The sequence below is a fragment of the Methylobacterium brachiatum genome (assembly GCF_020523825.1).
Classification (GTDB): Bacteria; Pseudomonadota; Alphaproteobacteria; order Rhizobiales; family Beijerinckiaceae; genus Methylobacterium; species Methylobacterium brachiatum.
In genome coordinates, this window is the sequence record NZ_JAJALK010000001.1 from 517,526 (window position 1) to 537,642 (window position 20,117).

General features: G+C 67.4%; 19 protein-coding genes. 9 read left to right on the forward strand and 10 right to left on the reverse strand.

The window, feature by feature from the left end:
• The first annotated feature begins 470 nt into the window (after nt 1–470).
• Complete coding sequence (locus LGR69_RS02510) at nt 471–2,567, forward strand: methyl-accepting chemotaxis protein (protein WP_122160628.1); 2,097 nt, start codon at nt 471–473, stop codon at nt 2,565–2,567.
• Nucleotides 2,568–2,623: 56 nt separating this feature from the next.
• Here the strand turns inward: LGR69_RS02510 and LGR69_RS02515 are convergent, their stop codons facing one another.
• Complete coding sequence (locus LGR69_RS02515) at nt 2,624–4,951, reverse strand: NADP-dependent malic enzyme (protein ID WP_307354548.1); 2,328 nt, start codon at nt 4,949–4,951, stop codon at nt 2,624–2,626.
• 78 nt (nt 4,952–5,029) lie between these two features.
• On the opposite strand from LGR69_RS02515, the gene LGR69_RS02520 reads away from it, so the two are divergent.
• Both LGR69_RS02520 and LGR69_RS02525 read left to right on the forward strand, forming a co-directional pair.
• On the forward strand, nt 5,030–5,707 hold the full coding sequence (locus tag LGR69_RS02520) for a CatB-related O-acetyltransferase (RefSeq protein WP_230365216.1): 678 nt from the start codon (nt 5,030–5,032) through the stop codon (nt 5,705–5,707).
• Nucleotides 5,704–5,958, forward strand: a complete 255-nt coding sequence (locus tag LGR69_RS02525) for a DUF3297 family protein (protein WP_007564388.1) — start codon at nt 5,704–5,706, stop codon at nt 5,956–5,958. Before LGR69_RS02520 ends, LGR69_RS02525 begins: the two co-directional genes overlap by 4 nt.
• Before the next feature lie 13 nt (nt 5,959–5,971).
• Here LGR69_RS02525 and LGR69_RS02530 read toward each other — a convergent pair whose 3' ends face one another.
• From LGR69_RS02530 to aspS, 6 genes are all read right to left on the reverse strand, one after another.
• Entirely contained in the window at nt 5,972–6,367 is a 396-nt protein-coding gene (locus tag LGR69_RS02530; RefSeq protein WP_230365070.1) for a hypothetical protein, read from the reverse strand.
• Nucleotides 6,368–7,056: 689 nt separating this feature from the next.
• Complete coding sequence (locus LGR69_RS02535) at nt 7,057–7,713, reverse strand: hypothetical protein (protein ID WP_230365071.1); 657 nt, start codon at nt 7,711–7,713, stop codon at nt 7,057–7,059.
• 63 nt (nt 7,714–7,776) lie between these two features.
• Entirely contained in the window at nt 7,777–8,115 is a 339-nt protein-coding gene (locus LGR69_RS02540) for a hypothetical protein (protein ID WP_230365072.1), read from the reverse strand.
• A complete protein-coding gene (locus LGR69_RS02545; protein ID WP_230365073.1) occupies nt 8,112–9,188 on the reverse strand; it encodes an acyltransferase family protein in 1,077 nt (358 codons plus the stop codon). Before LGR69_RS02545 ends, LGR69_RS02540 begins: the two co-directional genes overlap by 4 nt.
• The gene (locus tag LGR69_RS02550; RefSeq protein ID WP_230365074.1) at nt 9,188–10,057 is read right to left on the reverse strand and encodes a glycosyltransferase family 2 protein; all 870 of its coding nucleotides are present in this window, start codon (nt 10,055–10,057) and stop codon (nt 9,188–9,190) included. Before LGR69_RS02550 ends, LGR69_RS02545 begins: the two co-directional genes overlap by 1 nt.
• Nucleotides 10,058–10,079: 22 nt before the next feature.
• A complete protein-coding gene (gene aspS / locus LGR69_RS02555) occupies nt 10,080–11,924 on the reverse strand; it encodes an aspartate--tRNA ligase (protein WP_230365075.1) in 1,845 nt (614 codons plus the stop codon).
• Between the two features lie 133 nt (nt 11,925–12,057).
• Between aspS and LGR69_RS02560 the strand changes: the two genes are divergently transcribed.
• The 6 genes from LGR69_RS02560 (at nt 12,058) to xoxJ (ending at nt 18,429) form a co-directional block, all read left to right on the forward strand.
• Nucleotides 12,058–12,456, forward strand: coding sequence for a hypothetical protein (locus LGR69_RS02560; protein WP_205836185.1), 399 nt, complete (start codon nt 12,058–12,060; stop codon nt 12,454–12,456).
• An 88-nt stretch (nt 12,457–12,544) separates the two neighbouring features.
• On the forward strand, nt 12,545–13,732 hold the full coding sequence (gene rnd, locus LGR69_RS02565; protein ID WP_230365076.1) for a ribonuclease D: 1,188 nt from the start codon (nt 12,545–12,547) through the stop codon (nt 13,730–13,732).
• A gap of 206 nt (nt 13,733–13,938) precedes the next feature.
• Nucleotides 13,939–14,226: a hypothetical protein gene (locus tag LGR69_RS02570; protein WP_007564406.1), complete on the forward strand. Its 288-nt coding sequence runs from the start codon at nt 13,939–13,941 to the stop codon at nt 14,224–14,226.
• 796 nt (nt 14,227–15,022) lie between these two features.
• Complete coding sequence (gene xoxF1, locus LGR69_RS02575; protein WP_007564409.1) at nt 15,023–16,828, forward strand: lanthanide-dependent methanol dehydrogenase XoxF1; 1,806 nt, start codon at nt 15,023–15,025, stop codon at nt 16,826–16,828.
• Between the two features lie 132 nt (nt 16,829–16,960).
• Nucleotides 16,961–17,572: a c-type cytochrome, methanol metabolism-related gene (locus LGR69_RS02580; RefSeq protein WP_007564411.1), complete on the forward strand. Its 612-nt coding sequence runs from the start codon at nt 16,961–16,963 to the stop codon at nt 17,570–17,572.
• A complete protein-coding gene (gene xoxJ, locus LGR69_RS02585) occupies nt 17,572–18,429 on the forward strand; it encodes a rare earth element methanol dehydrogenase accessory protein XoxJ (protein ID WP_230365077.1) in 858 nt (285 codons plus the stop codon). The genes LGR69_RS02580 and xoxJ overlap by 1 nt, the downstream gene beginning before the upstream one ends.
• 6 nt (nt 18,430–18,435) lie before the next feature.
• On the opposite strand, the gene folK is transcribed toward xoxJ, so the two are convergent.
• The 3 genes from folK to folP are packed head-to-tail and all read right to left on the reverse strand — an operon-like array spanning nt 18,436 to nt 20,113.
• Nucleotides 18,436–18,906 carry a 2-amino-4-hydroxy-6-hydroxymethyldihydropteridine diphosphokinase gene (gene folK / locus LGR69_RS02590; RefSeq protein ID WP_007564415.1) on the reverse strand — a complete coding sequence of 157 codons (471 nt, stop codon included), beginning with the start codon at nt 18,904–18,906 and terminating at the stop codon, nt 18,436–18,438.
• A complete protein-coding gene (folB, locus tag LGR69_RS02595) occupies nt 18,903–19,280 on the reverse strand; it encodes a dihydroneopterin aldolase (RefSeq protein ID WP_230365078.1) in 378 nt (125 codons plus the stop codon). Before folB ends, folK begins: the two co-directional genes overlap by 4 nt.
• A complete protein-coding gene (gene folP / locus LGR69_RS02600; RefSeq protein WP_230365079.1) occupies nt 19,277–20,113 on the reverse strand; it encodes a dihydropteroate synthase in 837 nt (278 codons plus the stop codon). Before folP ends, folB begins: the two co-directional genes overlap by 4 nt.
• Nucleotides 20,114–20,117: the final 4 nt, after the last annotated feature.

Here is a 20,117-nt window from a genome sequence, read left to right on the forward strand (position 1 = left end):
GCCGGCGGCCGGGACACATCGCTGCCCGTCCCGATCCCGATCTGTGATGTCGCGCGACTACGCCGGAGCGATCGGCTTTCCGCTTCCCGGCCGTAGGACCCGATGCACGCCTTCGACTGCTGCCATCCCGCTGACGTTGCGGATGGCGCTCCACGATTCTGGACCGGCGCGCTGTTGCGGCGGAACGTCCGCCGCCGGTGACCGGTAACTTGCGACGACTTCAAACCACATGAGCGCCCGTAGAAACAACTTAAGATTGAAAATATTTTCTTCGAGATCGATATTTTAACAGAAACGCCTCGAACAATATGAAAAACCAAAGATCATTATAGATCGGACTGAGGGTAGTTTCCTCATTGATTGAAGCTGCCATTTAGTATCGCGCAGACGTTGCTGTAGTCAGATGCGTGGAAATCGAGACTAAGGTATCAAATCTTCGCGAGGCCCTGCGCGGCCACCGGAGTTTGACCATGCACTGGCTCGGACGTGTCTCGATCAAAACGCTGCTCTGCCTGGTGATCGGTGCTTTGGCATTGATGTTACTGGGCTACACGACAACGGCACTCTTTCAAGCACGGGAACAAGCCAGGCAGGCCGACCGGGCCGTCACCCTGGCCCAGGCGAGCCGGCGCCTGCTCAAGACGATCCTGCCGCTGCGTCTCGAGCGCGGCTCGACCCTTGCGCTGAGCAGCGCGGAACCCGCCGGGCCGGAGACGCTGGCCTTGATCGCGACGAACCGGCAGGCCTCGGTCTCGAGCTTCGACCAGGCACAAATCCTGTTGCGTCAACAGGACGTCCCGGCGGTCACCGCGACGTTGACGCGGCTGAACGCGACGTACGAGTTCCTGAACGCCTTGCGCCCCCGCATCGACGCGGCCCTGCGTCTTCCGAAGGCGCAGCGTGACGCGACGCTCCTGCCCGCGACGCTGTCCGCGTTCCAGGATCTGCTCGACGCGCTGACCGTCACGACGGACGCGGTCGATAGCGCCATCCCGCGTTCGGATACGATCCTGCAACGCTACCTCGCGCTGAAGCGTGCAGCCTGGGCGACGCGCGTCGCGATCGGCAACGTCGCCCTGCGAATCCAGGCCTCGCTGGCGGCGGGGACGTCGTGGACCCTCCCCGAGACCGTCGCCGCCGCCGAAGAGCGCGCCCGGTTGCAGACCGCCTGGGCCAGTACGAGCGAGGCGGCAACGGAAGTCTCGGAGACGGTCCGCGCCGCCTTCCGGAAGGCCAGCGTCGAGAATTTCGAGGGCGAGGCCGCCTCAAAGTCGAAGGCGGTGTTCGACGCGCTCAGCACCGGGACGACGCCAAGCGAGACGTTCGAGAAATTCCGGGAACGGAACACGAGCGCGCAACCGTCCATCGTCCATCTCGCCTATGCAGCGCTCGACGAGATGGTGGCCCGGGCCGAGAGCCTTGCGGACGAGGCGCGCGGCGTCCTGACCCGGAATGTGGCCGCGTTGGCGGCCGTCATCGTGCTGGTCGGTCTCGGCCTGCTCGCCGTCTTCGGCGGTGTCCTGCGGCCGATCCGGACGATCTCGGCGACGATGCGAATCCTCGCCGAGGGCGATGCGAGCGTGGAAGTCCCGGCCGGCCTTTATCGGAACGAGTTCGGCCCCATGGCGGCGGCCGTGCAGGTTTTCAAGGACAACCTGATCCGCAACCGGCAGCTCGAAGCGGAAGCGACGCAGGCCCGCGTCGCGGCCGAGGCGCAGCGCAAGGCGGGGATGCACCAGATGGCCGAAGCCTTCGAGCGGGCGGTCGGCGGTATCATCGCCCAGGTCTCGGCCGCGGCTGCCGAATTGCAATCCACGGCCCAAACCCTGACGGCGACCGCGACCCAGACCGCGGACCAGTCGAGCACGGTGGCGGCTGCGGCCGAACAGGCGGCGAACAACGTCAACACGGTGGCGGCCGCCTCGGAGGAACTCGGCTCGTCGGTTCAGGAGATCGGCCGCCAGGTCGATGGAGCCGCCAAGCTGGCCCAGGGCGCGGTCGCCGAGGCGGGGCAGACCGGTGCGATGGTGCAGGAGCTGACCAACGCCGTGTCGCGGATCGGTGACGTGGTCGGGCTGATCTCGTCGATCGCCGGCCAAACCAATCTGCTCGCGCTCAACGCGACCATCGAGGCGGCCAGGGCTGGCGAGGCCGGGCGCGGCTTCGCGGTGGTGGCGTCGGAGGTGAAGGCGCTGGCCGAACAGACCGCGAAGGCGACCCAAGAGATCGCGGCCCAGATCTCCCAGGTTCAGGCGTCCACGGGCCAGGCGGTCACGGCGATCGGTTCGATCACGACGCGCATTCAGGAGATCAGCTCTGTGGCGACCACGATCGCCGCGGCGGTGGAGGAGCAGGGCGCCGCCACGCAAGAGATCGTCCGCAACGTCGGAGAGGCGGCGCAGGGGACCGGCTCGGTCACCCACAACATCACCGGCGTCGCCGAAGCCGCGGATCAGACTGGCAAGGCGACGAGCCAAGTGCTCGATGCCGCCACCGAACTATCCCAGCAATCCGAGCACCTCAGCGCCGAGGTCGCCCGTTTCCTCGACACCGTCCGGGCGGCCTGAGCCGACCATGTTGACCGATCCCGGCGGTACAGGCCGCCGGGATCGAGGCGATCACGTCACTCGGAGATCATACCGACGCCGCTTTCGCCGCTGGGCAGCGGCGCCGGCTCGGACTGCGCCTCGACCACGGCCGCGGCCGTGACGTTGACGATGCCCCGGGCGGTGACCGACGGCGTCAGGATGTGGGCGGGCTTGGCCGGGCCGATCAGCAGCGGCCCCACCGGAAGCGCGTCCGCCAGCACCTTGGCGAACTGGAACGCGATGTTGGCCGCATCGAGGTTCGGGAAGATCAGGACGTTGGCCGCCCCCTTGAGCCGCGAGCCGGGCAGCACCCGGTCGCGGACCAGCTCGGAGAGGGCCGAATCCGCCTGCATCTCACCATCGACCATCAGGTCGGGGTCGCGGGCCTGCAGCAGCGCCAGCGCCTCCCGCATCTTCATCGCCGAGGGCGAGTCCGACTGGCCGAAATCCGAGTGGCTGAGCAGGGCGATCTTCGGCGTCAGGCCGAAGCGGCTGACATGGCCGGCGCAGGCCTGGGCGACCTCGGCGATCTCTTCCGCCGTCGGATTCTGCCGGACATGGGTGTCGGCCAGGAAGTAGGCGCCCTCGCTGGTGACGATCAGGCTCATGGCGGCGCATTGGGCGATGCCCGGCGCCAGGCCGATCACGTCGCGGATGATCCGCAGCCGGGTCTCGAACCGGCCCTCCAGGCCGCAGATCAGCGCGTCGGCCTCGCCGCGCCGGACCGCGATGGCGCCGATCACGGTGTTGTTGGTGCGCACCAGGGTGCGGGCCGCATCCGGGGTGATGCCGCGCCGGCCGGCGACATCCAGGTAGGTCTGGACATAGGCCCGGTAGCGGGGATCGTCCTCGGGATCGATCAGCTCGAAATCGCGGCCCTCCTGGATCGACAGGCCGAAGCGCTTGAGCCGCGACTCCACCACCCGCGGGCGACCGACCAGGATCGGCAGCGCGACCTTGTCCTCGACGATGGCCTGGACGGCGCGCAGCACGCGCTCATCCTCGCCCTCGGCGTAGATCACGCGCTTCGGCTGGGCCTTCGCCTTGGAGAAGAGCGGCTTCATGATGAGGCCGGACCGGTGCACGAACCGGTCCAGGCTCTCGACATAGGCGTTGAAATCCGCGAGCGGCCGGCCGGCCACGCCGGACTCCATCGCGGCCTTTGCCACCGCCGGGGCGATGCGCACGATCAGGCGCGGGTCGAACGGGCTCGGGATCAGGGATTCGGGGCCGAACGGCCGAGCCTCGCCGCCATAGGCGCGGGCGACCACGTCGGAGGGGGTCTCGCGGGCGAGCGCCGCGATCGCCTTCACGGCGGCGCGCTTCATCTCCTCGTTGATGCTGGTCGCGCCGACATCGAGCGCCCCGCGGAAGATGTAGGGGAAGCACAGGACGTTGTTGACCTGGTTCGGGAAGTCCGACCGGCCGGTGCAGATCATCGCGTCGGGACGCTTCTGCTGGGCCAGATCCGGCATAATCTCCGGATAGGGGTTGGCCAGCGCCATGATCAGCGGCTTCTCGGCCATTTTCTCCAGGAGCTCGGGTTTCAGGACGCCGCCGGCCGAGAGGCCGATGAACACGTCCGCGCCCGGGATCACGTCGGCGAGCGTGCGCGCATCGGTCTCCTGGGCGTAGACGTCCTTCCAGCGGTCCATCAGCTCGGGGCGGCCCTTGTAGACCACACCCTTGATGTCGGTGACGGTGATGTTCTCGCGGGTCGCGCCGAGGGAGACCAACAGGTTGAGGCAGGCGAGCGCCGCCGCGCCGGCGCCCGACGTGACGATGCGAACGTCGGAGAGAGTCTTGCCGGCAAGCTCCAGCGCATTGAGGACCGCAGCCGCGACGATGATCGCGGTCCCGTGCTGGTCGTCGTGGAAGACCGGGATGTTCATCCGCGCCCGGCACTGCTCCTCGACCTCGAAGCACTCCGGCGCCTTGATATCCTCGAGGTTGATGCCGCCGAAGGTCGGCTCGAGGGCGCAGACCACGTCGACGAGCTTGGACACGTCCTTCTGGTCGACCTCGATATCGAAGACGTCGATCCCGGCGAATTTCTTGAATAGGACCGCCTTGCCCTCCATCACGGGCTTGGAGGCGAGCGGGCCGATATCGCCCAGGCCCAGCACCGCTGTGCCGTTGGTGAGCACCGCCACCAGGTTCTGGCGGATCGTCAGCTCGGCAGCCTGCTGCGGATCGTCGTGGATCGCCATGCAGGCGACGCCGACGCCGGGCGTGTAGGCCAGCGCCAGGTCCCGCTGGTTGCCGAGCGGCTTGGTCGCCTGGATCTCCAGCTTTCCGGGCTGCGGCAGGCGGTGGTAGACGAGCGCCCCGGCCTTGAGGTCCTCGGACATGTTATCGGCCATCGCGCACCTTCCAGCTCGCCTGCTTTCCCGGAGACGACGCGGTCGCAAACCGCGCCGGATCCCATCGTGAGGGGTCTGTTGCACCGGCTGCGCAGGGGGCGCAACCCGCATAACGAGACCCGGATCCACCTCGCCGCGCTGGCGAGGACCTTCGGTTTCTCCATAGGCTCTTATTCGTACGGGCGTCCAAAAGTGCGCTTCCCGGAGAGCGGGCGGCGCCTGACGATCGGCCGCTATTGTTCCATCGCCGACAAGGTCGAGATCCTGCTCGGCGGCGACCACCGTCTCGACTGGGCCTCGACCTACCCGTTCGCGGCGATGCGCGGGCTGTTCCCGGATGCAGGCGCCCCGGAGGATTACCATGCGTCGCGCGGCGACGTGGTGATCGGGCACGATGTCTGGCTCGGCTCCGGCTGCATGATCCTGTCCGGCGTGACCGTCGGGCACGGCGCCGTGGTGGCGGCCCGGGCGGTGGTGACCCGGGACGTGCCGGCCTACGCGGTGGTCGCCGGCAACCCGGCCCGGGTGGTGCGCCGCCGCTTCGACGAGGCCACCGTGGCGGCGCTCGTGGAGACGGCCTGGTGGGACCTGCCGCACGATGCGGTGACGCGGCTCGTGCCGCTGCTGCAGAGCGGGCGGATCGCAGACCTGCTCGCAGCGTTGCGCGCCGGCGCGGATTCCCGTACCGGCGAGCCATCCTCCCCGCCGCATGCCCGCGGGGCCGCACACGAAACCGACCCGAGATCCGGACGATGACCGACACGCCTCCCGACCGCCTGGCCGCGAACCCGAACAGCCCGTTCTACGACGAGAAGATGCTGGAGCGCGGCGTTGGCGTGCGGTTCAAGGGCGTCGATAAGACCAACGTCGAGGAATATTGCGTCAGCGAGGGCTGGGTCCGTCTCTCGGCCGGCAAGACCCTCGACCGGGCCGGCAACCCGATGACCGTGAAGCTGAAAGGCACCGTCGAGCCCTATTTCCGCGAGCCCGAGACCGGCGAGGCTTGAGACGCCCTATGCCTCACAACTCCAGGGGGAACGGGGTCGGCTCCCAGTAACGCTCTAATTCCGTACCCTGGACGTTGGCGGCCTCCCAGCCGTGCAGGATGCGCGCGAGAGCCGGCCGGTCGCCGGCGTGCAAGGGCTCGGCGACCGCATCGAGCTGCTCCCGCAACCAGCGCTGCCGCGGGACCGGATGACCCGGCAAGTTCCGATGCCAGAGATCCTGCTCCTGCCAGATCGTGCGGGCGGCATCGAGTTCACCCATCGCGATATGGACGAGCATCAGATCTTCGGGTGCTTCGTGCAGCGGACCGTATGTCTCGGGCGGGAGGGTCGCGTAGGATTCCACTGTCTCGTAGTATGACAGTTTTGGCATCGCCGTCGTCTCGATGGCTTCGATAAGGTCGGAGACCATCGTCGGATCGGACCAATGCCAGAACCTATCCGCCGACGTATCTGGCCGACTCAGATTTTCGTAAATGGTCCCTAGCGCAAGATAGTGAAATATTCTGTAGACGAAGAGTGGTGTCACCGACCATCTTGGCCAACAGCAGTTCGCATCTGAGGATCGTTCTACGAAGATACCGCAAGCCAAATGATGGACGGGCGTTTTGCATAAAAAGCGCATGCTCGTCATTTTATAGTTCGGATGACGTTTGATCAGATCTCGATAGATCGGATTAACTTGACGCGCGTTTTTCATAGCTTCGGTTTTATCATAATCATAATATACCTATAGCCTGGACCGAAACGTTTCTGAACGGCGCTTATGATATCGATTGCACGGGTAGGCCTCAAGTCGGCATTCCCCGTTTTGTGGTCGTAGACGCACACTGTTGAAAGCTGAGTTCGCTCCAGTAAGTCGAGGCGCAAAGAACATTTTGCGCCAGAATTTTGATCAACGCCCGTTGCTGGATCGTATGACGTCTCTGCAACGAAATTTGGATCTTTCCGACCATTGACGTTCTCGGCGATCCGCGCATGAACCTTATTTCCGAAGTCCTGCGCGGTCCTGAAATCATCGGACGCTCGCACCTCAGCTGCGACCGAATCGGCAAGAGCCTGCACCTCCCGGTTCCGCGGGCAAATCTGGTCCAGCTCGGTCTACCCCACTGCACCCACCCATATGGCCCGATCATCATATGCGTCCCTTGGAATGTACTCACTCGCAGGCGCTGCGAACACGGCTTTACGACCGTTGCCACTCCGCCCGGCAAGCACCGGGAAAAGCGTTCCCGCCGCCTCCAGGGTCCGCCAGATCCGCTGCCCCACCTTGCCTGGCAGGCCCCGCGCCGGTTGGCTGAACGCCTCCGACTCGGCGCCGTCCGCGGTCAGCGTGCTCCGACCCAGGATCTCACCGGTCTCGCCGTCGCGGATGGTCTGGGTCAGGCCAGAGGTCTCGAACACCGTGCGCGTTCCGTCGGGCGCGGTGACGGTGTGCTGCGCGTCCCAGTCCGCGCGGGCGTTGGCCCGGATGCGAATCGACAGCACGCGCGACCCGTCTTCGGTCACGGCCTCCTCGGTTTGGGTCTCCGCCTGACCGCCCGAATTCGCCGACATCCAACGCGCGCCGCCGGACGGAGCGGAAACCCAACGGCCGCCGTCAGGCTGGCCGGCAGGCGCCCGCGGCTGATCGGACCGGTACTTCCGGGCGAGCATCCGCTCAACCCGGATGAATCCGACTTCGACCGCGATTCCGGCAAGTTCCGAGCGGAGCGCGGCGACGTCTCGGTCGTGATGTCGGGTGGTTGATCGCGGCATCGGCCAAGCCCCAGCTGACGGACTAAAAGCCTCCACGCCGCCGCGCGCATTGCCACTACAATCCTAACGCGCGGGGCTGTCCTCCGCAGGGACTTCGTCAGTGAGCACCGCGTGTCTCGCCGCGATCGCCAAGACATAGTTCCGCTTGGCAGCCGCAATCAGGGACTCGATCTGCGCGGCGCTTCGCGCTTCCCGGATGACGAGGCTGGTGGCGACCTCGGGATGGGTTCGACGCTGCCTTGGGCGTCGCGCATGGTTCGAGAGGCGGAGCGTGGCGCGCTCGCCCTGGCGCGCGAGATAGAAGCTATCACCACGTTCGTTCCGGGCGACGATGGCGAAGCCCTCGGCCTCCAGGAGTCGCGCAGCCAGAGCCAGAGCGGCCGATGGGGGGAGGGTACTCACGGTCCCGCAGGCTCGATCGTGCCGAGGCTGCGTCGTCCGAGCGCCCGCGCCTTCAGCGCCAGCGCCGGCCGCTCGATCCCGTACCAGGACAGGGCCGCCACCGGCAGCGTCAGCGCGAGGGCAGGCGCGAGCAGGGCGAGGCCGGACGGGTCGGGCCAGAGGGCATGCAGGCTCTGCTGGATCGGCCAGCCGTAGAGATAGATCCCGTAGGACAGGTCGGCTTTTGGATCGAACAGGTCGCGTGCCATCGGTCCAAGCGCCAGCCATACGGCGCCGTAGGCCTCGGCGAGGAACAGCAGGGCCGGGTAAGCCGGCGTCCGGGCGAGGACCACGGTGGCCACAACCAGGCAGGCGAGGGCGGCGCCCGACACAAGCAGGCGGTCACGCCAGAGATACAGGCAGGCCCCGGCCGAGAAGATCAGCGGCAGACGCAGCGCGGTCTCCAGCCCTTTGGGCAGCTCCGCGCCACGCAGAGCTGCGGCTGCCGTCAGGGCAATGCCGAGCCCCGCAACGATCAGGAGCGCCGGGATCCGCCGGCGGAGGAGGCCGCAGAGGGCGGCGACCAGGACCCCGAGGTAGCAAAAGACCTCGTATTTCAGGGTCCAGATCGTGCCCAGCGGTGCCCGGTAGGGATTGGCCTCGAAGACGCCGGGCAGCGCCGCGTTGCTCTTGAAGGTCGTCAGGGTGCCGCGCATGAACGACCAGAGGCCGGGCTCGCGCAGGTATTCGGCCGGCGGCAGGCGGGTCATCGCGGCCCCGAGGACCAGCGATACGAGAAGCGTCGCGGCGACGAAGCCCGGGAGGATCCGCAGCGCCCGGGCGAGGGCGTAGTCGCGGATGCCGCGCCGGTCGCAGCTCATGGTGACCAGGAAGCCCGAGACCGCGAAGAAGCCGTTCACCGCGTGCTCGCCCAGCGTGTAGCCGGTGAGCGCCGCCAGGGGCTCGTCGCCGGCGGCCCCGGTGGCGACGCTGAAGGCGTGCGAGACGACCACCGCCAGCGCCAAAGCCAGGCGCAGGCCGGTGAAACCGTTGCGGCCCCTGTCGAGTGCGTCCGCGATCGTGGCGCCAGCCATCAGCGCAGACCCTCGCGGGCGAGGGCGTCCTGCCCGCGCAGGAAGGCGAGGGCGCCGGAAGCAGAGCCGCCATAGCGCTCGAGACCCGACCGGCGCAGGACCAGGGCCGAGAGCACGGCCTTCGGCAGGTTGGTCATGAGATGCGACACGCTCGGGTCGGGCAGGCCGTATTTGCGGCTGACATAGGCGCGCGACCACGCCTGGTGCCAACGCGACCGGAAGATCCGGCCCGGCTCCGGCGCCGAGGAGCGGCCGCGGCCGTGCAGCGCCTCGGCACCGTGGACGTGGATGAGGGCGCGCCCGGCATCGGCCACCCGCCGGCACAGGTCGTCATCCTCGTAGAACAGGAAGATGTTGTCGTCGAAGCCGCCGAGGTCGAGGAACAGGGTGCGCTCGACCATCAGGCAGGCCCCGGACAGGAACGGCGCGCAGGCATCGCCCTGGGGCAGCGACAGGCGGCCGCCGGGATTGGTCAGATACGGCGCCAGCAGCGAGCGCGCCTGGTAGAAGAAGCGCCCGTCCGGCTCGACCAGGCGCGGCGCCAGCAGCCCCGCATCCGGCCAGGCCCGGGCTGCGGCGAGCAGGGCGTCCACCGCTCCCGGTCGCAGGACCACGTCCGGGTTGACGATCAGCACCCGGTCCGCGGTCTCGGCCGCGGCGACGCCGCGATTGTTGGCGCGGCCGTAGCCCTCGTTGCGGGCGTTGCGGATCACCCGCGCGCCGGCGGCTTCGGCGATTGCCGGGGAGCTGTCACGGCTCGCATTGTCCACGACGATGGCCGGCACGTGCTGCCGGGCCAGAGCCGCGAGGCAGGCCGGCAGCACCTCCGCGCTGTCGTGGGCGACCACGATGGCGACGAGGCCGACCATCGCGGGTCGGCCCGTCCGGGCCTTACGCCTTCTTCTCCGGCAGGTTGAGGCGGATATGCAGCTCGCGCAGCTGCTTGGGCGTCGCCTCGGCGGGGGCGCCCATCATCAGATCCTCGGCGCGCTGGTTCATCGGGAACAGCACCACCTCGCGGATGTTCGGCTCGTTGCACAGGAGCATGACGATGCGGTCGACTCCCGGGGCGATGCCGCCGTGCGGCGGGGCGCCCATGCGCAGGGCGTTCAGCATGCCGCCGAACTTCTGCTCCAGCACCTCGTGGCCGTAGCCCGCGATGGCGAAGGCCTTCTCCATCACGTCGGGGCGATGGTTGCGGATCGCGCCGGAGGACAGCTCGATGCCGTTGCAGACGATGTCGTACTGGAACGCCTTGATACCGAGGATTCTCTTCGTGACTTCGCCGTCCTGGCCTTCCGTGGCCAGGGCATCGAGGTCGAGGGCCAGGAATTCCTCGCGGTCGATGTTCGGCATCGAGAACGGGTTGTGCGAGAAGTCGATCCGCTTCTCCTCCTCGCTCCACTCGTACATCGGGAAGTCGGTGATCCAGCAGAAGGCGTACTGGTCCTTGTCGCACAGGCCCAGCTCGTCGCCGATCCGGATGCGGGCCTTGCCGGCCAGCGCCGCGGCCTTCGCCTCCGTGCCGGCGGAGAAGAACACCGCATCGCCGGCCTTGGCGCCGGTCTTTTGCGCGATCAGCGCCTGGACCTCGGCCGGGATGAACTTGGCGATCGGCCCCTTGCCGGTGAGCTGGCCGGCCTCCTCCTCGAACACCACGTAGCCCAGCCCGGGGGCACCCTCGGTGCGGGCCCAGTCGTTCAGCTTGTCGAAAAACGAGCGCGGCTGCGACGCGGCCCCGGTCGCGGGGATCGCCCGGACCACGCCGCCGGACGCGATCACGCCCTTGAACGCCTTGAACGCAACGTCGTCCCGCGCGAACTCGTCGGTCACGTCGGCGATGATGAGGGGATTGCGCAGGTCCGGCTTGTCGACGCCGTATTTCAGCATCGAATCCGCGAAGGTGATGCGCGGGAAGTCCTTCGTGACGCGCTTGCCCTCGGCAAACTCTTCGAACACCCCGCGCAGGACCGGCTCCACCGCCTGGAACACGTCCTCCTGGGTGACGAAGCTCATCTCGATGTCGAGCTGGTAGAACTCACCCGGCGAGCGGTCGGCCCGGGCGTCCTCGTCGCGGAAGCAGGGGGCGATCTGGAAGTACCGGTCGAAGCCGGCGATCATCGTCAGCTGTTTGAACTGCTGCGGCGCCTGCGGGAGCGCGTAGAACTTGCCGGGATGGACCCGCGACGGCACGAGATAATCGCGCGCGCCTTCAGGGGACGAGGCGGTCAGGATCGGCGTCTGGAACTCGAAGAAGCCACCGTCACGCATCCGCCGGCGCAGCGCGTCGATGATCGCCCCGCGCTTCATGATGTTGGCGTGGAGCTTGTCCCGGCGCAGGTCGAGGAAGCGGTAGCGCAGCCGCGTCTCCTCCGGGTATTCGAGGTCGCCGAAGACCGGCAGCGGCAGCTCGCCGGCCGGGCCCAGCACTTCGAGGTCGTCGATATAGACCTCGACCGCCCCGGTCGGCAGCTCGGCATTCTCCGTTCCGGCGGGCCGGGTGCGCACGCGCCCGTCGATCCGCACGACCCATTCCGAGCGCGCCACCTCGGCCGCCTTGAAGGCCGGGGAGTCGGAATCGACCACGCATTGCGTCAGCCCGTAATGGTCGCGCAGGTCGATGAACAGCACGCCGCCATGGTCGCGGATGCGATGGCACCAGCCGGAGAGCCGGACGGTCTGTCCGACGTCGGACGGGCGGAGCGCCCCGCAGGTGTGGGAACGGTAACGGTGCATGACGGGCTTCTTCTCTGGGAAGGCCGGCACCATTCACGCGAGGCCCCCCAAGTCAAGCATGAGCGGCCGGAATCCGGTGCCGGATCGGGCCGCCGACCTACCGGATCGAGCGGTCGATCCCCATATGATGTCCATGAGGCACAACGCTTTTTCCGATCCGAAGGGCCGCCCCGCCCGGCCCGTCGAAAGCCCGCCCGGCGCCTGGCGCACGCTGCCGCTCGATGGCCGTTTCGACCTCGTCTACGAGGACGCGACCGGCACGTGGAGCAACCGCTCGCTCTCGGCGCGCGAGCTGAAGCTCGGGCCGGGGCGCACGCTGCTGGGCGGTATCGACACGCGACACGGCGGTTATCGCGGCTTCCGGGTCGACCGGATCCGCCGCCTCACCGACGGCGCGACCGGTGAGCGCGTCGAGACCGGCATCCTGGACCGGCTGCTCGGGCGCGCCGAGGCCCAGCGCCGGGCCGACGCGGTGCGGATCCGCCGGCAGACTGAGGCGCGCCGGCGTGCGGCCCTGGCCGGCCCGGCGTAGACGGCGCGACGACGTTGACCGTGTGAAACATGGGGACCTTCGCGTCGGCGGCTCCCCATGACGGCGTCGGTTGCGTATAGCCGGATTCATGGACCTGATTACGACCACCGCCGCGCTGCACGACGTCTGCACGCGTCTCGCCGAGCAACCCTTCGTGACCGTCGACACGGAGTTCATGCGCGAGACGACGTACTACCCAAAACTGTGCCTGATCCAGATCGCGGCGCCGGACGGGTCCGGCGTATTGGTCGATCCCCTGGCCACGGGCATCGACCTGCAGCCGTTCATTGACCTGATGGCGGACGAGCGGACCGTGAAGGTGTTCCACTCCGCCCGTCAGGATCTCGAGATCATCTGGCTGATGGGCGGGATCCTGCCGCAGCCGTTCTTCGACACCCAGGTCGCCGCCATGGTCTGCGGCTACGGCGACTCCGTGTCGTACGAGCAGCTCGTCAACGACGTCGCCAAGGCCAAGATCGACAAGTCCTCGCGCTTCACCGACTGGTCGCGCCGTCCGCTCTCGGAGGCCCAGCTCAGCTACGCCCTGTCGGACGTGACGCATCTGGTGAAGGTCTACGAGGTCCTCGTCGCCGAGCTCCTGCGCACGGATCGCGGCGCCTGGCTCGACGAGGAGATGGCGGTTCTCACCTCGCCGGAGACCTACCGGGCCGATCCCACGCAGGCCTGGCGGCGGCTGTCCGGCCGGATGCGCAAGCCCCGCGAGATCGCGGTGTTGATGGAGGTGGCGGCGTGGCGCGAGAGCGAGGCCCAGGCCCGCAACGTCCCGCGTGGTCGCGTGCTGAAGGATGAGGCGGTCATCGACGTCGCCTCCGCGGCACCGCGCAACGCCGAGGCCCTGGGCCGGCTGCGCACGATCCCGGCCGGGTTCGAGCGCTCGCGCACCGGCACCGATATCCTGGCGGCGGTGGAACGCGGCCTCGCGCGGGATACCGGCGACATCCGCATGCCCGAGCGGATGCGCCGGAGCGGCGGCAACGGCGCGATCGTCGAGTTGCTGAAGGTTCTGCTGAAGGCGGTGTGCGAATCCGAGGCTGTCGCGCCGAAGATCATCGCGACGGTCGACGATCTCGAAGCCATCGCGGATGACGACGCCGCCGAGGTGCCGGCGCTCCAGGGCTGGCGCAGAACCCTGTTCGGCGACAAGGCTCTGGCACTCAAGCAAGGCCGTCTCGCGCTCTCCGTCGAGAGCGGGCGCATCGTGGTCCGGGAAGTGGAGCCGACGGGCGCCGCCGATCGGCCCGTCGCGCTCGGCTGATCTGGGCGTTCCTGCTTGGACCGCCTTTGAGAGTCGGGCTTCCGGGACAGGGAACATCGACGGCGGGTCCGTAGCCGGGGCGCGCGCTCCCGCCGGCAACCCACCCGGTTTCTCGGGCTAGGGCGTCACGAGGGCGTGACACGCCGCGGTGGCAGGATTAAGTGGCAAAGGCCATTGCCACTTAATCCTGCCACCGCGTCCCGCGTATGTTCGAGCCGAACGAGATTCTCACGACGCTGACCGGGCGCGGCCTCGTTACGGCCGAGGGGTGCGAAACCGTGCGGGTTCGCTACCGCGTCGTGGTGGAGCGCCGGCAAGGCGGTCTCTTCGCCTATGGCGATCTCCATGGCAGCCATGCCGGGCTGCGGCCGATCTGGCTCGAACCCGATGCGCAGCTGCGCCTCAAGACCGGTCGCCGCCTCGACATCTCGCTGACGGACCTCGTCGGCGATACCGCGGAGTTCGAGAGCACTGGCGCGGTCGGAGCCCTCTGACGGGCGGTCTCGGGCGCAGAAATCGGTCAACCGCCGCGCAATACAGATTTGAGGCGAATCGCCCGCCCCGATTCCTCTGTTTTGCCGTCCGCCTAGATTCTGCGGCTTGCTGGCAGCGCGTGATCCGCTGAACGCTCGGCGTCCTGATTGTCCCGCTGCTCGAAGCGTCAGGACGATTCGGCAATCACAGCATCGCGATCACCGCCGCTCATTGCGTAGCCGGACAGCTTACAACCCATGCGGCGAGAGAACGCAGCATGCTCAACCTATGAAACAGGCGGCCGGTTTCCGAAGCCGGCGATTGCGCACCGCAACCCCGGGGAGGGTCGGGCGGCGTGCCAGACGGACACAGGTCAAGACCAGCCTACGCAACCGAAGCATAGTTAAACGCGGCATTCTCGCGGGCTGTGCAAGACTTGCATGGGCCTGCGTCACGCGGACGCGAGATCGAACCGTAGACCTCCTGCCGCGCTTGTGCGCCGCAACATTTCTTTTCGCGCAGCAATGACATTCCACCGGACTTTGTCATGCGAAAAGAAGCTTTCACCGTGTCGTCAGGGTCGGAGAACAGCGAGTTGACGGCGCTCAAAAATCTCTTAAGGTCCGTTCAAGCTTCGGTTTCGAGGGGGCCGCCTCAGGGATGGCGGCTCCTGGCGAGGGGATCTTTTGGTCTCCTCAAGTCCGCTACGCCCGCTACCGAAGCGTCCATCCCTGTCGCAAACAGTCAGGTCGGGGTCCGAGCGACGCCACTCTCTCAGCGCGTCTGAAAGACTCTTAAGACTTGTCGGAGGAACCCATGAGAGCGGTACATCTCCTCGCGCTCGGCGCAGGTGTCGCGGCCATCGCCGCGCCGGCGCTGGCCAACGAAAGCGTCCTGAAGAGCATCGCCAACCCGGCGGAGCAAGCGCTTCAGACCGTCGACTACGCCAATACGCGCTATTCGAAGCTCGATCAGATCAACGCGTCGAACGTGAAGAACCTCCAGGTCGCCTGGACCTTCTCGACCGGCGTGCTGCGCGGCCACGAGGGCTCGCCGCTCGTGATCGGCAACATGATGTACGTCCACACGCCGTTCCCGAACATCGTGTACGCTCTCGACCTCGAGCACGAGGCCAAGATCGTCTGGAAGTACGAGCCGAAGCAGGATCCGTCCGTGATCCCGGTCATGTGCTGTGACACGGTCAACCGCGGCCTCGCTTACGCCGACGGCGCCATCCTGCTGCACCAGGCCGACACCACCCTCGTGTCGCTCGACGCCAAGACCGGCAAGGTGAACTGGTCGGTCGTCAACGGCGACCCGAAGAAGGGCGAGACCAACACCGCCACGGTTCTGCCCGTGAAGGACAAGGTCATCGTCGGCATCTCGGGCGGCGAGTTCGGCGTGCAGTGCCACGTCACCGCTTATGACCTGAAGACCGGCAAGAAGGTGTGGCGCGGCTACTCCGAGGGCCCGGACGATCAGATGATCGTCGACCCGGAGAAGACCACCTCGCTCGGCAAGCCGATCGGCAAGGATTCCTCGCTGAAGACCTGGGAAGGCGATCAGTGGAAGACCGGCGGCGGCTGCACCTGGGGCTGGTTCTCGTACGATCCCAAGCTCGACCTGATGTACTACGGCTCGGGCAACCCCTCGACCTGGAACCCCAAGCAGCGTCCGGGCGACAACAAGTGGTCCATGACCATCTGGGCGCGTAACCCGGATACCGGCATGGCCAAGTGGGTCTACCAGATGACCCCGCACGACGAGTGGGACTACGACGGCATCAACGAGATGATCCTCACGGATCAGAAGATCGACGGCAAGGAGCAGCCGCTCCTGACCCACTTCGATCGTAACGGCTTCGGCTACACGCTGAACCGCGAGAACGGTGCCCTGCTGGTCGCCGAGAAGTTCGATCCGGCCGTCAACTGGGCGTCCAAGGTCGACATGGACAAGGGTTCGAAGAACTACGGCCGGCCGCTGGTCGTGTCGAAGTACTCGACCGAGCAGAACGGTGAGGACACCAACTCCAAGGGTATCTGCCCGGCGGCCCTCGGCACCAAGGATCAGCAGCCTGCTGCCTTCTCGCCGAAGACCAACCTGTTCTACGTGCCCACCAACCACGTCTGCATGGACTACGAGCCGTTCCGGGTGACCTACACCCCGGGCCAGCCCTACGTCGGTGCGACCCTGTCGATGTACCCGGCCCCGAACTCGCACGGCGGCATGGGTAACTTCATCGCCTGGGACGGCGTCAACGGTAAGATCAAGTGGTCCAACGCCGAGCAGTTCTCGGTCTGGTCCGGTGCTCTCGCCACCGCCGGTGACGTGGTGTTCTACGGGACCCTCGAGGGTTACCTGAAGGCGGTCGACGACAAGAGCGGCAAGGAGCTGTTCAAGTTCAAGACCCCGTCGGGCATCATCGGCAACGTGATGACCTACCAGCTCAAGGGCAAGCAGTACGTGGGCGTCCTCTCGGGCGTCGGCGGCTGGGCCGGCATCGGCCTCGCGGCTGGCCTGACCGACCCGAACGCTGGCCTCGGCGCGGTGGGTGGTTACGCGGCTCTGTCGCAGTACACCAACCTCGGTGGTCAGCTGACCGTCTTCGCTCTGCCGAACTAATCGGCCGCAGGGTCTCGGTAGCAAAATGGTGCCGGCGCGGGTTTCCGCGCCGGCATCCTTGTGATTAGAATTTGTTGTAAGAGGCTGCGGCTCAACGCGAGACGAAGGGCCTCGCTCTAGGGAGACTACACGTTGCACAACCTCAGCAACATCGTAACGCGGCCGGTTCTCGCCGCCCTCGCCCTAGCGACCGTTTCCGCGGTTGCCGTACATGCTGAGGATGCCAAGCCTGCCGATCCGGCGCTCGCCAATTCGCTCAACGCGAACGACAAGACCGCCGAGCAGGACCCCGCACTACTGAAGAAGAACGCCGCCGTTAAGGTCGAGGACGGCAAGTATCTCGATGCCGACGGCCATCCGACGTATCACGTCACCAACGACGGCAAGAAGCTCGACTGGTACACCTACTCCGGTTACCGCCGCTATCACGCCGAGTGCCACGTCTGCCACGGTCCCGACGGCATGGGCTCGACCTACGCGCCGGCACTGAAGGACTCGCTGAAGACCCTCTCGTACGAGGAGTTCATCGGTATCCTGGTCGGCGGCAAGCAGGACGTGAGCGCGTCGGAGCAGAAGGTCATGCCCGCCTTCGGCGATAACAAGAACGTCATGTGCTACTCGGACGACCTCTACACCTACCTCAAGGCGCGCGCCGACGGCGCGGTGGGCCGCGTGCGTCCCTCCGAGCACGAGGACAAGCCCGAGGCCGCCCGGAAGGCCGAGAAGGAGTGCATGGGCGGCTGATGTCCTCCCCTGCATCGTCCTTCACCCGGACGCTTGCCCTCTGCGCCCTGTCGATGACGGTGGCGCAGGGGGCTGCCGCGCAGCACCTGCCGGACACGGTCACGACCGATGTGCTGCGCGTCTGCGGCGATCCCGGCAACATGCCGTTCTCCGAACGCAAGGAAGACGGCTTCGAGAACAAGATCGCGGCGATCATCGCCGACGAGCTGAAGGTCAAGCTCCGCTATTACTGGCTGACGCAGGGTCCGGGCTTCGTGCGCAACACGCTCGGCACCGGCCTGTGCGACCTGATCATCGGCCAGGCCTTCGGCAGCGACCTCGTCCAGACCACCAACCCATACTATCGCTCGTCCTACACGCTGGTCACCCGGGCGGGTGAACTCGACGGGATCAACGCCCTCGACGACCCGCGGCTGAAGGGCAAGGCGATCGGCGTGATCGCCGGCACGCCGCCGGTGAACCGGATGGGCGATCTCGGCTTGGTCTCGACCATGAAGGCCTACGCGCCCTACCAGCTCGACCCGTCCCGCAAGTTCCAGACGGTGGGCGCCGAGATCATCGGGGCGCTCGCCGCCAAGGAGATCGACGCGGCCGTGCTGTGGGGACCGGCCGCCGGCTGGCTCGCCAAGCAATCCGGCACGCCGATGACGGTTGTCCCCCTCCTGAAGGAACCGCCGCGTCCGCCGATGGCCTACCGGATCGCCATGGGTGTGCGGCTCGGCGAGAACGACTGGAAGCGCTCGCTGAACACCGTCCTGCGCAAGCGCAAGTCCGATATCGACACGGTGCTGCGCGAGTACGACGTGCCGCTCCTCGACGACGAGGAGAGCAAGCTCGCCGAGCCGAACGAGCGCTGAGCGGGTTCAGGCCCGCTCGATCCCGCTCCGGTCGAGCTTTGCCAACGCATCGACGACCCGCTCGCCGCCGATCACGAGATCGGGGGCGATCTCGGCCAGCGGCACCAGAACGAACGCCCGCTCGCGCACATGGCGGTGCGGCAGCACGAGACGGTCGTCGTCGACGGCCGCGCCCTCATAGGCCAGGACATCGATATCGATCACCCGCGGCCCCCAGCGCTCCTCGCGGATCCGTCCGAGCGCGTGCTCGACGGCCAGGCACGCATCGAGCAGGCCGTGCGGGTCGAGGTCGGTATCCACAGCCACCGCACCGTTGAGGAACCAGGGCTGATCGGTCTTGCCCCAGGGCGGTGTCCGGTAATCGGCCGAGCGGGCAACCACCCGGATACCCGGCGTGGCGCCGAGCCCCGCAACCGCGCGGTCCAGCATGGCGGCCATGTCGCCGATATTGCTGCCGATGCCCAGATAGGCTCTCACGCGTTCTCTCCGCGGTGCCGCGTGATCTCGATGCTGACCCCGTCCAGGATCGCCGGGACCGGCGCGCTCGGCTTGTCGACCCGCACCGTGATCGCTTCGACCGTGCCGAAACGCTCGAGAATCGTGGCCGCGATCGCCTCGGCCAGAGCCTCGATCAGGTTGAAGCGCCGCTCCGTGGCGATATCCACGGCGATCTGCGTGAGATCCGCATAGCTCACCGTGTGGGCGACGTCGTCCGAGCGGCCGGCGGGCGCGAGATCGATCCGCGCATCCAAGGAGATATAGAAGCGCTGGCCGAGCACCGCCTCCTCGGGCAGCACGCCGTGGCGGCCGAACACCGCGATGCGCGCGACCCCGATCCGGTCCGTGCTCATCGGGCCTCCGGGCGCATCACGGCGTCGACAACCCGCATCGCATCGATATGGGCGGCGACATCGTGCACCCGGACGATGTCGGCCCCCAGGGTCGCCGCGAGGGTATGGGCCGCCAGGGATCCATGGAGCCGGTCCGCGGGACGGGTCTCGCGATCGTGCAGGCGGCCGAGCAGCGACTTGCGGGACACGCCGACCAAGACGGGGAAACCGAGAGCCCGGATCTCGGGCAGGCGACGGAGCGCCTCGAGGTGCTGCGACCAGGTCTTGCCGAAGCCCACACCGGGATCGAGCACGATGTCGCGGTCCGGAATGCCCGCCCGGCGGGCGATATCCAGCGAGCGCTCGAAGAAGGCCCGTATATCGGCAACGATGTCGAGGTCGGGGTCGATGGTCTCGCGGTTGTGCATGATCACGACCGGCGCGCCATGCGCGGCCGCGACCGTGGCGATGTCGGGCTCGCGCTGGAGGCCCCAGACGTCGTTGACGATGCGGGCCCCGGCCTGGAGGGCGACGCGGGCCGTGGAGGCCTTGTATGTGTCGATTGAGATCGGGACCGTCAGACGGGGCGCCACGGCCCGGATCACCGGCAGGACTCGGGCCTGCTCCTCCTCGGCCGGGACGGGAACGTGGCCGGGCCGGGTCGACTCGCCGCCGATATCGAGGATCGCGGCACCCTCGGCCACGAGGCGCTCGGCTTGCGCGACGGCTTCGGCCTCGCCGGTGAACAGGCCGCCGTCGGAAAAGGAGTCGGGCGTGACGTTGAGGATGCCCATGACCAGTGTGCGCGACCCGAGGCCGGGCAACAGGTCGGACAGGCCGGGGGAGGGGGGCACGGAT

What these genes read in the sequence shown, in the direction of transcription:
- LGR69_RS02510 (WP_122160628.1), top strand. Translation starts at nt 471, where the DNA reads ATGCACTGGCTCGGACGTGTCTCGATCAAAACGCTGCTCTGCCTGGTG.
- LGR69_RS02515 (WP_307354548.1), bottom strand. Translation starts at nt 4,951, where the DNA reads ATGGCCGATAACATGTCCGAGGACCTCAAGGCCGGGGCGCTCGTCTAC.
- LGR69_RS02525 (WP_007564388.1), top strand. Translation starts at nt 5,704, where the DNA reads ATGACCGACACGCCTCCCGACCGCCTGGCCGCGAACCCGAACAGCCCG.
- LGR69_RS02530 (WP_230365070.1), bottom strand. Translation starts at nt 6,367, where the DNA reads ATGGTCTCCGACCTTATCGAAGCCATCGAGACGACGGCGATGCCAAAA.
- LGR69_RS02535 (WP_230365071.1), bottom strand. Translation starts at nt 7,713, where the DNA reads ATGCCGCGATCAACCACCCGACATCACGACCGAGACGTCGCCGCGCTC.
- LGR69_RS02545 (WP_230365073.1), bottom strand. Translation starts at nt 9,188, where the DNA reads ATGGCTGGCGCCACGATCGCGGACGCACTCGACAGGGGCCGCAACGGT.
- LGR69_RS02550 (WP_230365074.1), bottom strand. Translation starts at nt 10,057, where the DNA reads ATGGTCGGCCTCGTCGCCATCGTGGTCGCCCACGACAGCGCGGAGGTG.
- aspS (WP_230365075.1), bottom strand. Translation starts at nt 11,924, where the DNA reads ATGCACCGTTACCGTTCCCACACCTGCGGGGCGCTCCGCCCGTCCGAC.
- LGR69_RS02560 (WP_205836185.1), top strand. Translation starts at nt 12,058, where the DNA reads ATGAGGCACAACGCTTTTTCCGATCCGAAGGGCCGCCCCGCCCGGCCC.
- rnd (WP_230365076.1), top strand. Translation starts at nt 12,545, where the DNA reads ATGGACCTGATTACGACCACCGCCGCGCTGCACGACGTCTGCACGCGT.
- LGR69_RS02570 (WP_007564406.1), top strand. Translation starts at nt 13,939, where the DNA reads ATGTTCGAGCCGAACGAGATTCTCACGACGCTGACCGGGCGCGGCCTC.
- xoxF1 (WP_007564409.1), top strand. Translation starts at nt 15,023, where the DNA reads ATGAGAGCGGTACATCTCCTCGCGCTCGGCGCAGGTGTCGCGGCCATC.
- xoxJ (WP_230365077.1), top strand. Translation starts at nt 17,572, where the DNA reads ATGTCCTCCCCTGCATCGTCCTTCACCCGGACGCTTGCCCTCTGCGCC.
- folB (WP_230365078.1), bottom strand. Translation starts at nt 19,280, where the DNA reads ATGAGCACGGACCGGATCGGGGTCGCGCGCATCGCGGTGTTCGGCCGC.